At 69.8% G+C, this 14,711-nt stretch carries 10 protein-coding genes and 3 pseudogenes; 9 read left to right on the forward strand and 4 right to left on the reverse strand.

Annotated elements, in window-relative coordinates; translation table 11 throughout:
• Nucleotides 1–23: 23 nt before the first annotated feature.
• Nucleotides 24–170, forward strand: a pseudogene (locus ACWCQS_RS22265) (expansin EXLX1 family cellulose-binding protein); the annotation flags it as partial.
• Between the two features lie 57 nt (nucleotides 171–227).
• Here ACWCQS_RS22265 and ACWCQS_RS22270 read toward each other — a convergent pair.
• From ACWCQS_RS22270 to ACWCQS_RS22280, 3 genes and pseudogenes are all read right to left on the reverse strand, one after another.
• Nucleotides 228–713: pseudogene (locus ACWCQS_RS22270) on the reverse strand (glycoside hydrolase family 5 protein); the annotation flags it as partial.
• Nucleotides 714–962: 249 nt separating this feature from the next.
• Nucleotides 963–2,699, reverse strand: coding sequence for an amylo-alpha-1,6-glucosidase (locus ACWCQS_RS22275; protein WP_451006035.1), 1,737 nt, complete (start codon nucleotides 2,697–2,699; stop codon nucleotides 963–965).
• Between the two features lie 79 nt (nucleotides 2,700–2,778).
• Nucleotides 2,779–3,574, reverse strand: a pseudogene (locus tag ACWCQS_RS22280) (LacI family DNA-binding transcriptional regulator).
• 168 nt (nucleotides 3,575–3,742) lie between these two features.
• On the opposite strand from ACWCQS_RS22280, the gene ACWCQS_RS22285 reads away from it, so the two are divergent.
• A complete protein-coding gene (locus tag ACWCQS_RS22285; protein WP_451006036.1) occupies nucleotides 3,743–4,696 on the forward strand; it encodes an expansin EXLX1 family cellulose-binding protein in 954 nt (317 codons plus the stop codon).
• 85 nt (nucleotides 4,697–4,781) lie between these two features.
• Here the strand turns inward: ACWCQS_RS22285 and ACWCQS_RS22290 are convergent, their stop codons facing one another.
• Nucleotides 4,782–7,013 (reverse strand): alpha-L-fucosidase, encoded by a 2,232-nt coding sequence (locus ACWCQS_RS22290; protein ID WP_451006037.1) that lies wholly within the window; start codon nucleotides 7,011–7,013, stop codon nucleotides 4,782–4,784.
• Nucleotides 7,014–7,287: 274 nt separating this feature from the next.
• Between ACWCQS_RS22290 and ACWCQS_RS22295 the strand changes: the two genes are divergently transcribed.
• The 7 genes from ACWCQS_RS22295 to ACWCQS_RS22325 all read left to right on the forward strand — a co-directional run bounded on the left by ACWCQS_RS22295 (nucleotide 7,288) and on the right by ACWCQS_RS22325 (nucleotide 14,711).
• Nucleotides 7,288–8,346: a sugar ABC transporter substrate-binding protein gene (locus ACWCQS_RS22295; RefSeq protein WP_451006038.1), complete on the forward strand. Its 1,059-nt coding sequence runs from the start codon at nucleotides 7,288–7,290 to the stop codon at nucleotides 8,344–8,346.
• A 29-nt stretch (nucleotides 8,347–8,375) separates the two neighbouring features.
• Nucleotides 8,376–9,905 carry a sugar ABC transporter ATP-binding protein gene (locus tag ACWCQS_RS22300; protein ID WP_451006039.1) on the forward strand — a complete coding sequence of 510 codons (1,530 nt, stop codon included), beginning with the start codon at nucleotides 8,376–8,378 and terminating at the stop codon, nucleotides 9,903–9,905.
• Nucleotides 9,898–10,941 carry an ABC transporter permease gene (locus ACWCQS_RS22305; protein WP_451006040.1) on the forward strand — a complete coding sequence of 348 codons (1,044 nt, stop codon included), beginning with the start codon at nucleotides 9,898–9,900 and terminating at the stop codon, nucleotides 10,939–10,941. The genes ACWCQS_RS22300 and ACWCQS_RS22305 overlap by 8 nt, the downstream gene beginning before the upstream one ends.
• A gap of 87 nt (nucleotides 10,942–11,028) precedes the next feature.
• Nucleotides 11,029–12,354, forward strand: coding sequence for an L-fuconate dehydratase (locus tag ACWCQS_RS22310; protein WP_451006041.1), 1,326 nt, complete (start codon nucleotides 11,029–11,031; stop codon nucleotides 12,352–12,354).
• Nucleotides 12,347–13,249: an amidohydrolase family protein gene (locus ACWCQS_RS22315; protein WP_451006042.1), complete on the forward strand. Its 903-nt coding sequence runs from the start codon at nucleotides 12,347–12,349 to the stop codon at nucleotides 13,247–13,249. Before ACWCQS_RS22310 ends, ACWCQS_RS22315 begins: the two co-directional genes overlap by 8 nt.
• Nucleotides 13,240–13,677 (forward strand): RbsD/FucU family protein, encoded by a 438-nt coding sequence (locus tag ACWCQS_RS22320; protein ID WP_451006043.1) that lies wholly within the window; start codon nucleotides 13,240–13,242, stop codon nucleotides 13,675–13,677. The genes ACWCQS_RS22315 and ACWCQS_RS22320 overlap by 10 nt, the downstream gene beginning before the upstream one ends.
• Nucleotides 13,674–14,711 (forward strand): zinc-dependent alcohol dehydrogenase, encoded by a 1,038-nt coding sequence (locus tag ACWCQS_RS22325; protein WP_451006044.1) that lies wholly within the window; start codon nucleotides 13,674–13,676, stop codon nucleotides 14,709–14,711. Before ACWCQS_RS22320 ends, ACWCQS_RS22325 begins: the two co-directional genes overlap by 4 nt.

The raw sequence follows: 14,711 nt of genomic DNA on the forward strand, positions 1-14,711 counted from the left end.
GTGACCCCCACTGCGGAGCCGCCTGGAGCCTGCTGAGCCCCGGTACGGCCAGCACCATCTCCATCTGGTACAAGACCGGCTCCAGCCCCTACTGGTGCGGCATCCAGGCGATCGGCCACCGGAATCCGGTGGCCGCGCTCGAGGGCCGCACCGCGGATGGCCGACGGCAACGCCTTGGCGATCTGGGACCATGTCGCGCGGTAACGGGCCAGCACCTGGTCGTGCTCGGTGGACATCTTCTTGACCCACTGCCACGAGTCGTGATGAACGTCGGGCATGACGTAGAGGCCGTCGTCGAGGGCCCAGTCGACGACCTGCCTGACCCTGCTCACGTACGCCGGGTCGATCGTGTAGTCCGGGGCCGCCCCCTGGTGATCACTCCAGGTCACCGGGATACGGACGCTGTGGAAGCCCTGAGCGCGGATCTTGTCCATCAGGGACTTGGTCACGCGGGGCATGTCCCACGAGGTCTCGTCGGGGACGGCGTCCAGGCTGTTGCCGAGGTTCCAGCCCGGCTGCATCGCCGCCACGGCCGCCGTCGCGTCGTCGGGCACCCGGGGCGCAGCGGACGCCTGGGGCCGGGAATCGTCGCCGAAGGTCCCGAAGACCGCGCCGTAGGCCAGAACGCCTGCCGAGACCAACGCCAGCGGCGTACCGATCACCAGGCCGAGGCTGCGTCTGCGGTGCCGTGGACCCTGCTGCTGTGCCTTCATTCCTCATCCGTTCGGAAAAAGTCGCACCGATGGTGCTCCCTTCAGTGGCCGCCGACGGAGCAGAGGTTGCCGGATTCTGTGAAATTCCTTTCTTCGACGGCGCCGTGCGGGAGAAGGCCACGGCCGACTGGTGTGCCTGGGAGGACGCGGTCATCTGGTGGAGGGCGCGGGGCATCTGGGCAGCGCGACGACACGCGGTTAGTGTGGCGGGCCCGGACGGTCCCGGGGTCTATTGGGGGACGCAGCCGGTCAGCGGCCGACTCGGTGTGCGTGTGCTCCGGCCAGCAGGAGATAGCTGCTGGCGGTCCAGGTGTAGGCGCGATCGCGCAGACCCGTGCCGGTGAGGGCGTCGAAGTTCTCGGCGAAACCGTGGGTCTCGCACAGGGCACGGAAGCGGGCACTGATGTCGTCCGCCAGCCGGTGGTGGCCGGCACGGCGCAGGCCGTCCTCGACGAGGACCGTGGCCGGGGCCCAGATCGGACCGCGCCAGTAGCCGTCGGCGACGTAGTGCGGTGAGGTGGTCAGTTCGGTGGCGAGGCCGTACGGGGTCAGATGGGCCTTGATGTGGTCGGCCAGCGCGCCGGCGACCTCGCCGGGCAGGTGCTCGCCCAGCACGATGGGCATCAGGTCGAGGAGGCTTGAGCTGCTCCAGGTGTCCCCGCCGGCGACGCCTCGGGCGACGAATCTGTCCCCGCTCCAGAGCTGCTCCAGCAGTGCCGTCTGAGTCTCCTCGGCCGCCCGCGTCCAGCGGCACGCCTCGTCCCTCCTTCCCAACTCGGCTGCCAAATCGGCGAGTTCACGCAGTTGGAGGACGAGGAAAGCGGCCAGGTCGGCGGTGACGACCACCCGCTCGGGGTCGAAGGTGGTGGCGTTGTCCCAGCCGCTGTCGTTTCCGTGCTGATAGTGGGCCAGGTCGGCGCCGGGGGCCCGTCGTGCGGTGAGCCAGAAGTCGGTCCAGCGCTCCAACCGGTCGTACACCTCTGTCAGTTCGGAGTCACCGGGAGGTGTCGGCAGGCGGCGTCGCAGGTGGCCGAAGGCCCAGCCGTGGATGGGTGGCTTGACGAAGTTGTAGAGCACCTCGGAGTGGGTGACCGAGTCGGGCAGGGCGCCGCTGTCGTCCTGGTGGTCGAAGGGCAGGGCGAACTGGTCCAGGGCCAGTTCGGGGCAACCGGGTGCCAGAGCGAGGGCGTTGAAGCAGTGGTCCCAGCTCCAGACCTTGTCCATCCAGTGCTTGGACATCAGCACGGCGGGCCGGGTGACCAGGCCGGTCGGTCGTACGGTCGCCGACCAGACGACGTAGGCGGCAAGCTCGGCGGCCGGGGTGGCGGACGAGCGCCAGGGGGCCACGGCGTCGAGGAAGTCCCTGAAGCCTCTCTTCGCGGCCTCCACGATCTCGTCGAAGGGCGCCGAGGACGCGTAGGGCGGACGAGAGGTGTCGAGTTCCTCGATCGCCATCTCCCAGGTCCCGTCCGCCGCAGCGGTCATGGCGAGACCGCGGTCGCCGCTGCCCAGGGCCTGGGCTCCGACCGGGTCGGCGAGGGTGCCGGACAGCGTGGTGACGCGGTAACGGCGTCCGGTCTCGTACGACGTGAACACGTGCCCGTTCGTTGCCGGGTCGTGGAAGAAATACGTTCCGCTGAACGGGGTCAGGGCCTGCGCGGCGGCGAAGACGCTGATGCCCAGGCCGCTCCCCCGTAGCCGCACGGTGTCCGGCGACTCGTAGGCGAGGTCGATGCGCCCGCCCTCGCCGATCCAGCTGAGCAGGCCCGGTGTCGCCTCGACGCGGGCCGCGGCCCGCTCGCCCGTCGCCGGGTCCAGCGGGACCAGGCGCAGCACGCCGTGCATGCCGTTCTGATGCGAGACGAGGTGGAGGTCCTCGGCGTACGTCTTCTCCGCCACCACGGGCGAGATGTCGAACCAGGATCCGTACGTGCTGAACGGAATGTCGTGGACGGAGAAGGCTGGGCGGGACGGGGCGGCCGTCATGAAGCGTCACTCGTTTCTCGGGCAGGGGGCACCGGCCGGCCGGCATGCAGCCGGAGCGGTCGTGACGGGAGGGAAGGACTCAGTCCTTGACGGCGCCGGCGGTCACGCCGGCGGCGACGTAGCGCTGGGCGAGGACGAGGATCACGGCGGTCGGCAGCGAGGCCACGACGGCGGTCGCCATGATGGCGTTCCACTGCTGGTTGTTGTTGCCGATGTAGTGGTAGATGCCGAAGGTGATCGGCTCGTGGGCGCCGCCGCCGGCCAGGGTGCTGGCGAAGACGAAGTCGGACCAGGCCCACAGGAAGGTGAACAGGGAGACCGTGACTACGGCGTTGCGGCTCATCGGCAGCACCACGGTATGGGCGCCCGCGCGGCTGGGGCTGACGATGCTGTCCGTGGACAGGCCGACTCCCCGCCGGTCGAGGAACACCAACGGGCAGTCCCGCTGCGCGGTGGCTCTTGAGGTGGAAGTGGTCGGCGCGGACGGACGGCACGATCATCAGGATGCTGACGCGCCGGGCCAGAAACCTGTCGGTCGGGGCACCTTCACGGTCGGGGTCGTCCGCGGACGACCTCATGAGCAGAGTCAGTCCGCGTTCGCGGACGGTGTCCTCGATGGCGCGGGCCGCGGCTCCGAAAGGGGGGTTTGCGAGGTGGGGGCTGACCAGGCCGATGGTGGTGTCGGGACCACCGACGCGGATGTTGCGGGCCACGAGGTTCGGCTGGAAGCCGAGCTTGGCCACTGCGGCGAGTAACTGTTCCCTGGTGTGCGCCGAGGCGGGTCCGTCCTCATTGAGGACACGGGAGACCGTCTTCGCGCTGACGCCGACCTCGCGGGCGACGTCGGCCAGGGTAGGGCGGCGGTTCGCTGCCATGGACCTCCTGACTTTCCTCGATCCCCTGGCCTGAGGTCGCCGGGACAGCCGGCCCACACGTGAACGTCCCGTGCGTTGGGAGAGACCGGCGGCCTGGGCGGCAACCTTTTCGCTGCCGGCGGCCACTGGAACAGTGCACCATCGATTAGATCTTCCGAAGGGACGGACATGAAGACACCGAGGCAGGCCGCACGGCAGCGCCGGCGCAGACAGAGGCTGATGCTGGGCACCACGGTGGGGCTGACCGCCGCAGGCGTCCTCGCCTACCTGGTCATGGGGCTGCTTCCCGACCGCAAGGTGGATGCGGCAACTGCCGCGGCCACACCCGCCGCCAGCGCCCAGGTAGGAGCCGGCGCCACGACCGACAAGGACACCCCGACCGCGTCGGCACCCCCCGAGAAGAACAGCACCTCGGCACCGACGGCCGGTGCGAGCACCGCGGCAGCACGACGGTCGGCAACAACCACCCCGCGGCCCCCGCGGACGGCGTCGACCGCGGCACCGTCGACGGGACGAATCCGGCCCGGGGCCACGTACCGAGGGGTCGCCACCGCCTACGAGGCCGGCGACGGAAACGGCGCCTGTCTGTTCGGCCCGAGCAGCGACCTCATGATCGCCGCGATGAACACCACCGACTACGAGACGTCCCGGGCGTGCGGCGCGTACGTGCGCGTCCGCGCGGCCGACGGCGCCTCCATCACGGTCCGGATCACCAACGAATGCCCGGCTCCCTGTGCACCTGGTCAACTCGACCTCAGCCAGCAGGCGTTCGCCAAGCTCGCCCCGCTCGCAGTCGGCCGGATACCGATCACCTGGAGCCTGCTGAGCCCCAGCACCCCCGGCACGATCTCCATCCGGTACAAGAGCGGCTCCAGCCCCTACTGGTGCGGTATCCAGGCGATCGGCCACCGCAATCCGGTCGCGCGGCTGGAGGTCCGCGCGGGCGACGGCTGGCGGCAACTGCCCCGCACCGACTACAACTACTTCATTTCCGCCGACGGCCGCGGATGCGGCAGCGCGATCAGGCTCACGGATATCTATGGAGAGCAGCTGACCATCAGCGGGATCGCGCTACGGCCGAACGTGGTGCAGCCGACCCAGGTCCAGTTCACCCGGCACTGATCCGGCCACCCACGTCCGGTCCGCCGCCCCGGCGCAGCGGATCGCCATGGCACCGCCGCAGCCACTTGTCATGCCGGACCTGCGATCAGAGCGATGTGAAGGTCCACAGCAGGTTGGTGCTGCTTCCGTACGTCCACTGCTTGGTGACGGAACCCGAGTCGACATTGCCGCCGCCGTCGAGGACCAGGCCGGTGGTGCGGTTGGCGATCGAATAGCAGCCGTCGCCCCGGTGGGTGATCGCCCACTGCTGGTTGGTGCCGCCGTTCCAGGCGGCCTGTCTGGCCGCGGAGCCGTTGGCCGTGGCGCCCCAGCCGTCGGCGACCATGCCGTTCGTGCGGTTGACCAGCTTGTAGTAGCCGCCTCCGACCGCCACCGCCTGCCACTGCAGGTTGGAACTGCCGTTCCAGGTCCACTGCTTGAGGTCGGACCCGGAAGCCACGCCGCCACCGCTGTCCAGGGCGAGTCCGTCGGTGGCGTTGGTGATCCGGAAATATGCCGCCGGGTTGAACTGGACGCTCAGCGAGGTGATCTGGTCGTTGTTGCCGGTGACCCGCAGGTCGGGGTTTTCGTCGGTGAAGGTCCAGGAGGTGCCGGTGAAGTTGTCTCCGGAGTAGCCGACCACCTGGTAACCGGGGGCCGGCCGGAGGGAGGAGAGCGTGCGCGCGCCCAGTCCGGCCGCGGTCAGGTCGGCCGCGGTGTAGTCGCCGACGGTGAGCACGGCGGCGTCGCCCGTGTAGTTGACGTCCTTGAAGGCGACGGCGCCGGCGAGCGGCCGCAGGCCCGGGATCGTGCCGGAGAAGGCGAGCTTCAGGACGTAGGCGTTGGCGCTGTACGGCGCGGAGGACGGCAGGGAGACCGTGAGGCCCGAGGAGTTCTGGGCCGGCGTGGGCAGGTCGATGTAGGTGCCGGCGGCGGAGCCGAGGAGCTTCACCGAGGTGAGCGACGACAGGTTGATCCGGTCCGAGCTGAGGGTCTTGATCGTCAGCGAGCTGCCGGGCCAGCCCAGCGCGGTGGCGTACAGGACGTTGCCGGCCTTGTTGCGGGTGAAGCGGATGTCCTGCGCCGTGCCGGCGTGCGGGGTGGTGAAGGCGCCGCCGCCCATTTTCGTCGGGCCCTCGCCGTACGCCGTCCAGGCACGGGTCGCGTACACCGACTCGCCGAAGCGCTTCAGGTGGTCGCCGATACCGAGCAGGATGTCCTTCTGCGCCTGGGGGATGGTGCCGTCGGCCATCGGCGCGATGTTCAGCAGCATGTTGCCGTTCTTGCTGACCCGGTCGATGAACGAGTGCAGCATCTGCTGGACGGTGTAGTAGCCGATGCCCTGGGTGTAGCACCAGCTCGAGCTGGAGATGCTGTCGTCGGTGAGCCAGTACGGGGTGGTGATGTCGGCCGGGCCGCCGCGTTCGTAGTCGAAGACCTCGCCCTCGGCGTCGAAGCCGTCCTTGTAGGTGGCGACGACCTCGCGGCCCCAGGCGTCCGCCTGGTTGTAGTAGTAAGAGAGGAAGTTCAGGCGCTGGGTCTCGTCGACCGCGTCGAGTTTGAAGTCCTGCCAGACGATGTCCGGTTGGGCCTGGTCGACGACCTCTTTGAGCTTGTCGTACCAGAGCTGGTTCTCCTTCGTGGTTCCCAGCTGCGCGTAGAGCTTCTGCAGACTCGGATCCGTCTGCGCGGGCACGTGGTCGTAGAAGCCGTTGAAGTGGTACGCGTGATGCATGGCGACCAGCAGCTTCAGGCCCTTGGCCCGGATCGCCGTCGCGAACAGGTGCAGCAGGTCGAGCTTCGGGCCCTTGGCGACGGAGTTCCACTCGTTGGCCCGGCTGTTCCACATGGAGAAGCCGTCGTGGTGTTCGGCGACCGGTCCGGCGAACCTCGCGCCCGCGTCGAGGAACAGCTGCGCCCACGCGTCGGGGTCGAAGTTCCCGCCCGCCGACTTCAGCCTGGGTGCGAACTGCACGGTGTTCCCGGCCTTGTCCTTCGCCCCGTCGATGAAGTTGTGGTACGGCCACACGGAGGGGTCGCCGTAGGTCGCGATGTGGTGCTGGTTGGCCGCGCTGCCGGCTATGTACATGTTGCGCGGGTACCACTCGTTGTCGTAGGCGGGAACGCTGAAGACGCCCCAGTGGAAGTAGATGCCGAACTTGGCGTCCCGGAACCACTCTGGGGCGGCGGGGTGCTGGTCGACCGAGGGCCATGCGGGGGTGTACGTGCTCGGCGCCGCCTGGGCGACACCCGCCCCGAGGGCACCGCCCCCGACGGCTGCCGCCGCGACACCTGTGGCACCGGCCAGGAACCGGCGTCTGTTGAACGAGCTCGACATGAGGACATCCCTGAAGTGGGGGGACAGAGGGAAGAGCACGACGCTCACGGCTGTGGAACGCCGGTCGCCACGCACGAAGTTCGACCATGTGACGCGCTGATGTCAACGGGCTTGCAGCATCATTGATGGGATGGATTCAAGCCAGTCGTCGCCATGCATGGCCAAGAGAGCCTCTCTTGCAGCAAATTCCCCCGAGGGCTGGACAGCGTCACGGCGGCCGCCCTATACATACATCCCATCTCTCCTGCTCCGGGACCAGCGCGAGGAATCACCGATGAGACTCAGAACAGCCCTCTGCTCCGCCGCCTCGGCCGTGTCCGCCCTGGCGCTGCTCACCGCGTGCGACAGCGGCTCCGGCACCGCGTCCGGCGGCGCGCCACTGGTCGGCGTCGACTACCCGCGGTCCGACACCGACTTCTGGAATTCGTACATCAAGTACACGCCCGAGTCCGCCAAGCGGCTCGGTCTCTCGCTCAAGACCACCAACTCGCAGAACGACGTCGCCAAACTCACCGCCGACGCACAGACGTTCATCAGCCAGGGGGTCAAAGGCATCGCGATGGCCCCGCAGGACACAGCCGCCATCGCTCCGACCCTGGCGCAGCTGGAGGCAAAGAAGATCCCGGTCGTCACCGTCGACACCCGCCCCGACACCGGCAAGGTCTACATGGTCGTCCGCGCCGACAACCGCGCCTACGGCGAGAAGGCGTGCAAGTACCTCGGCACCAGGCTCGGCGGAAAGGGCAAGGTCGTCATGCTCCAGGGCGACCTGTCCTCCGTCAACGGGCGGGACCGCACCGAGGCGTTCAACGCGTGCATGAAGGCGGACTATCCGGGGATCAGGGTGCTCGGCGAGGCCACGAACTGGGACGGGGCCGTCGCCGCGCAGAAGCTCCAGACGGACCTGACCGCCAACCCGGATGTCAAGGGCGTCTACATGCAGTCCAGCTTCGCCCTGTCCGGCACCCTCCAGGTACTCAAGCAGAAGGGCCTGTTGGTCGGCCCGAAGGACCCGAAGCACGTGTTCGTGGTCTCCAACGACGGCATCCCCGAGGAACTGAAGGACATCGCCGCCGGGCACATCGACGCCACCGTGTCCCAGCCTGCCGACCTCTACGCCAAGTACGCCCTGTACTACCTGAAGGCCGCGATCGACGGAAAGACGTTCCAGCCCGGCAGGACCGACCACGACAGCACCATCGTCAAGGTCCGCGACGGGCTGCTCGAGGACCAGCTCGCGGCCCCGCTCGTCACCGCCGACGGCGGCACCTACGGCGGCGTCCCCAGCTTGAAGAGCGGCGACAAGTCGCTTTGGGGCAACAACCTCGGCTGACAACTCGCGGCGCATACAAGGTGGTTGAGATGAACGACGGGGAGCGTGCTAGCCGCACCTGCGACCCGCCTGTCGTCGAGGCGACGGGTATTGTCAAACGATTCGGTCCGACGGTCGCCCTGAGCGGCGCGCGGATCACCATCAGGCCCGGCGAGACACATGCGCTCGTCGGCCGTAACGGCGCCGGCAAGTCGACCCTGGTGTCCGTCCTCACCGGCCTGCAGGCACCGGACGAGGGAACGGTCAGCTTCGGCGGCAGCCCGGCACCACGGCTCACGGACCGCGACGCCTGGCGGCGACGCGTGGCGTGTGTCTACCAGAAGTCGACGATCATCCCCACGCTGACCGTCGCCGAGAACCTCTTCCTGAACCGGCACGACCGCGGCCGTCACCGGCTCATCAGCTGGCAGGGTCTGCGCCGCCACGCCCGGGACCTGCTCTCGGCCTGGTCCGTGGACGTCGACCCGCAGACCCTCGCGAGCGAACTCAGCGTGGAACAGCGGCAGTTCGTCGAGATCGCCCGCGCGCTGTCCTTCGGGGCCCGCTTCATCATCCTCGACGAGCCGACCGCCCAGCTCGACGGCGCCGCGATCAACCGGCTCTTCGACCGCATCCGCGACCTGCAACGCCAGGGCGTCACCTTCCTGTTCATCAGCCATCACCTTCAGGAGATCTACGACATCTGCGACATGGTGACGGTGTTCCGCGACGCCAGGCACATCCTGACCTCGCCGGTCACCGAGCTGCCCCGCAGCGAACTCGTCGCCGCCATGACCGGCGAGGCGGCGGCCGACCGGGGCGAAGAGCGGGCAAGCACCGCCGACTCCATGGCCGCGGCCGCGCTGAGCGTCCTCGGCCTGAGCGGCGAGACCTACAGCGACGTCTCCTTTCGCGTCCTGGCCGGGGAGATCGTGGGACTCGCGGGGGCTGCGGGCAGCGGGCGCACCGAGGTCGCCGAGACCGTCGTGGGACTGCGGGCCGCCGGCAGCGGCGCGGTGGAGATCGCCGGCAGGCGGCCACGGCCGGGCAGCGTGCCCGCCGCCCTCGCCGCCGGCGCGGGCTTCGTCCCGCAGGACCGGCACCACCAGGGCTTCGTACCGGACATGTCCATCGCGGACAACGCCACGCTCTCCGTGCCCGGCAGGCTCGGCCGGAACGGCTTCATCAGCGCCCGCCGCCGGGACCGACTGGCCGAGACCATGATCGAGAAGCTGGCGATCAAGACCCCTGGGCCCGGCCTGCCCGTGTCCTCGCTGTCCGGAGGCAACCAGCAGAAGGTCGTCATGGCCCGCGCCCTCGCCGACGATCCCCGCCTGCTGGTTCTCATCAACCCGACCGCGGGCGTGGACGTGCGCTCCAAGGAGTTCCTCCTCGGCAAGGTCGAGGAGACCGCGCAGACCGGCACCGGCGTGCTCGTCGCCTCCGACGAACTCGACGACCTGCGCATGTGCGACCGGGTCCTGGTGATGTTCCAGGGCCGGGTGACCACGGAGATCGCCCGCGGCTGGCACGACCACGACCTCGTCGCCGCGATGGAAGGAGTGGACCTCCATGCCTGAGACCGCCCTCGCGGACTCCCCCACCCCCGGCGCCACGGGGCCGAAGGCCGGGCGCAGCGGTCTGCTCGGCGGCCGGATACCCGTGGCCCGGCTGCGTGACCTGGCCCTCGTCCCGGCCATCGTGGTCATCGCGATCGTCGGCCAGATCGTCAACCCGGTCTTCCTGCAGACGGACAACCTCGTCAACGTCCTGCAGACCATGTCCGAGATGGCCCTGCTGGTCCTCGCCCAGACGATGATCCTGATCGTCAAGAAGATGGACCTGTCGCTGGAGTCCACCATGGGCCTCGCCCCCGGCGTCGCCGCCTGGCTCGTCGTCCCCGCCGGCGCGGGGCACGGACTCGGACTGCTGCCCGGCGCCTGGGCCGTCCCCGTCACCCTCGCCGTGGGTGCGCTCGTCGGCGTCGTCAACGCCTTGCTGATCATCCGCTTCGGTCTCAACGGCTTCATCGTCACCCTGGGCATGCTGATCGTGCTGCGCGGCGTCCTCACCGGCATCTCCGGCGGCCAGACCTTCTTCCAGCTCCCGCCGTCGATGCTCTATCTGGGCACCGCCGAATGGTTCGGGATGCCGGCGTCGATCTGGATCTGTCTGGCCCTGTTCGCCGTCGCCATCGTGGTGCTCGGCTGGACCAGCTTCGGGCGCTCGCTGTACGCCATCGGCGGCAACGTCGACGCGGCGAGGGCGGCCGGCATCCGTACCGACCGGGTGCTGTGGATCGTCATCGTCACCGGCAGCCTGCTCGCCGCCCTCGCCGGACTCCTGCTGTCCGGGCGCCTGGCATCCGTCGCCTCGGCGCAGGGCAACGGCTACATCTTCACGGTCTTCGCCGCCGCCGTCATCGGCGGGATCAGCCTCAACGGCGGCAAGGGGACCATGTTCGGGGCCTTCAGCGGCATCCTCCTGCTGTTCATGATCCAGAACGTGCTGACCCTCGCGGGTGTCCCCGCGCAGTGGATCGGCGCACTCAACGGCCTGATCATCCTGGTCGCCCTGACCATCTCGCGTATCACCGGCGGCAAGGTCCAGGAGTGAACCGGGCGGCCGGCGCCGCCGAACACCGCTCGCCGCCCCGTTCCGTCGCGGGGCCGTGTCCCACCTGCTCTCACAGGAGTTGCTGCCATGTCCACCGCTGCGCCCTCATCCGCCCGTATCACCGCCCTGGACGTCCTGGACGTGCGGTTCCCGACCTCCGAGCATCTGGACGGGTCGGACGCGATGAACCCCGAACCCGACTACTCGGCCGCCTACGTGATCCTGCGCACCGACGCCGGCGACGGACTGGAGGGCCACGCCCTGGCCTTCACCACCGGACGCGGCAACGACGTACAGGCCGCCGCCATCGCGGCCCTGGCCCCGCACGTGGTCGGCCGGTCCGTCCAGGAGGTCTGCGCCGACCTCGGAGCGTTCTCCCGCTCCCTCGTGCATGATCCCCAACTGCGCTGGCTGGGACCGGAGAAGGGCGCCATCCACATGGCCACGGGCGCTGTGGTCAATGCCGCCTGGGACCTGGCGGCCAAGCGCGCGGGCAAGCCCGTCTGGCGCTTCCTCGGCGAGATGACACCCGAGGAACTGGTGAGGCAGGTCGACTTTCGCTGGCTCAGCGACGCCCTCACTCCCGAGGAGGCCCTGGACATCCTGCGCCGTGCCGAACCGGGCCGAGCGGAGCGGATCACCCGCCTGCTGGAGCACGGCTACCCCGCCTACACCACCACCCCCGGCTGGCTCGGCTACTCCGACGAGAAACTGGCCCGCCTGGCCCGCGAGGCCGTCGCCGACGGCTTCACCCAGATCAAGCTGAAGGTCGGCGCGTCGCTGGAGGACGACGTCCGCCGCATGCGCACCGCCCGCGCGACGGTCGGCGACGGCATCCGCATAGCCGTCGACGCCAACCAGAGATGGGACGTCGGTCAAGCCATCGACTGGATACGCGCCCTGGCGCCGTACCAGCCGTACTGGATCGAGGAACCCACCTCCCCGGACGACGTCCTCGGCCACGCGGCGGTCCGCGAGGCCGTCGGCCCCGTCAAGGTCGCCACCGGCGAGCACGTCGCCAACCGGGTCGTCTTCAAGCAGCTTCTCCAGGCCGGCGCGGTGGACATCGTGCAGATCGACTCCGCGCGGGTCGGCGGGGTCAACGAGAACATCGCGATCCTGCTGCTCGCCGCGAAGTTCGGCGTGCCGGTGTGCCCGCACGCGGGCGGTGTGGGTCTGTGCGAGATGGTGCAGCACCTGTCGATGTTCGACTACGTCGCGGTCTCCGGCACCGTCGAGGACCGGGTCATCGAGTACGTCGACCATCTGCACGAGCACTTCGTCGACCCGGTGCGCATCGCCGGCGGCCGCTACCTGGCGCCGGAGCTTCCCGGGCTGGGCGCGCAGATGCATCCGGAGTCCCTCAAGGAATACGCCTACCCCGACGGCCCCGTCTGGAGCACCCGTGTCTGACACCAAAGCCCTCGTCGACGCCCACCACCATGTGTGGGACCTGACGCTCCGGCCGCAGCCCTGGCTGGAGGAACCCGGACACGAGCCGATCCGGCGCAGTTTCAGCTCGCACGCCCTGCGCTCGGCCGCCACCCGGCCGATCGCCGGACGGCGGCTGACGAGCACGGTGGTCGTCCAGTGCGTCCCGTCCGTCCCGGAGACACGCGACCTCCTCGCCCTCGCCGACAGCGACCCGCTCATCGGCGCCGTCGTCGGCTGGGCGGACCTGACGTCCTCCGCGATCGGCGACGTGCTCGACGACCTGCGGACCGGCCCGGGAGGCCGCTACCTGCGGGCGGTACGCCACCTCGTGCAGGACGAGTCCGAGCCGCACTGGCTCGGGCGGCCGGACGTCGAGCGGGGGTTACGCGCGGTCGGACAGCGCGGACTCGGATACGACGTACTGATCCGCAGCCACCAGTTCCCGCAGGCGATCCGGCTCGCGGAAAGGCTCCCGGAGCTGTCCCTCGTCCTGGACCACGCGGGCAAGCCGCCTGTCGCACGACGGGAACTGACCGACTGGGCCCGGCAGGTGCGGACGCTGGCCAGACACCCCCAGGTCCGCTGCAAGATGTCGGGACTCGTCACCGAGGCCGACCACGAGACGTGGACGGTCGACGACATCCGCCCGGTGTGGGACGTCCTGCTCTCCGCCTTCGGCCCCGAGCGGCTCATGTTCGGCTCCGACTGGCCGGTCTGCGTGCTCGCCGGCGGTTGGAACCGCTGGGCGGCCGCCGTGGACGAACTCCTGCGCGACTGCTCCGGCACAGAGATCGACGCGGTGCTCACGGGCACCGCGACGGCCTTCTACCAGTTGACGCCTGCCCCGGCGAAGGAGGAGACACCATGCTCCTGACGGAACTGCTGCACCCCGGAATCCTCCAAGCGCTGGCCGGAGCCGGGCACGGCTCCCGGGTCCTGCTCGCCGACGGCCACTACCCCGCCAGTACGGCCACCGGCGAGCGGGCCACAACCGTCCACCTCAACCTCAGGCCGGGCCTGCTGGACGTCACGAGTGTGCTCGACGTCCTCCTGCGGGCGATTCCCGTGGAGTCGGCGCAGGTGATGGTGCCGCCCGAGGGTGAACCGGAGCCGGCGGCCATCGCCGAGTACCGGTCCCGGCTGGCACCTCTCCCGGTGGAGGCGCTCGGCCGGTTCGAGTTCTACGACGCCGCCCGCTCCCCCGACCTCGCGCTGGCGGTCGTCACCGCCGACATCCGTACCTACGCCAACCTGCTGCTGACCATCGGCGTCCGCGCTGAAGGGACCCTGACCCCGCGATGACACTCGCCGTCCGCTACACGTCCGCCCGCACCCTCGACACGGCACCCGCAGAGCCCCGTTCCCCGGGCCCCGGCGAGGTGGAACTGGCCCCCGCCTACGTCGGCATCTGCGGCACCGACCTGCACATCTTCCACGGCGACATGGACGCCCGGGTCGACACACCCGCCGTACTCGGCCACGAGATGTCCGGCCGGATCGTGCGTGTCGGGCCGGACGTGGAGGGCTGGCGGCCCGGTGACCCGGTGACCGTGATGCCGCTGCGCTGGGACAACACCTGCCCGGCATGCGTCGTCGGGCACCGGCACGTCTGCCAGCACCTCGACTTCATCGGCATCGACTCGCCCGGCGCGATGCAGCAGCGCTGGACGGTGCCCGCCGACACCCTCGTCCGGCTGCCCGGATCCCTCGCCCTGGACCGGGCCGCCCTCGTGGAGCCCACGGCCGTGGCCGTGCACGACGTCGGCCGGGCCCGGGTCCGGGAGGGCGAGCGGGTCGTCGTGGTCGGCGGCGGACCGGTCGGGGTGCTCATCGCGCTGGTCGCGCGGGCCGCCGGCGCCGAAGTCCGCGTGGTGGAGCCGAGCGCCCACCGGCGCCTGTTGGCCGAGCAGTTGGGTCTTTCCGTGTGGAACCCGGCCACCGAGGACGTGCCCGAGCAGGTCTGGCGGTGGACCGGAGCCTCGGGCGCGGACGTCGCCTTCGAGGTCTCCGGTGCGGCGAGCGGTGTCGAAACGGCCGTGGAGGTGCTGGGCGTACGCGGTCGGCTGTGTCTGGTGGCGATCCACCCCCGGCCTCGCGAGGTGGATCTGCATCGCTTCTTCTGGCGCGAACTCACCCTCGTCGGGGCCCGGTTGTACGACCGCTGCGACTTCGAACGAGCCGTGAAACTGGTCGCGGACGGCACGGTTCCCGCCGAACGGCTGATCAGCAAGGTCGTACCGCTCACCGAGGCGCCCGCGGCTTTCGAGGCCCTGGAGGCGCGCGGCGACGTGATGAAGATCCTCGTGGACTGCGGCAACGACACGACGGGAGCCTGA

Source organism: Streptomyces sp. NPDC002076, assembly GCF_053593835.1.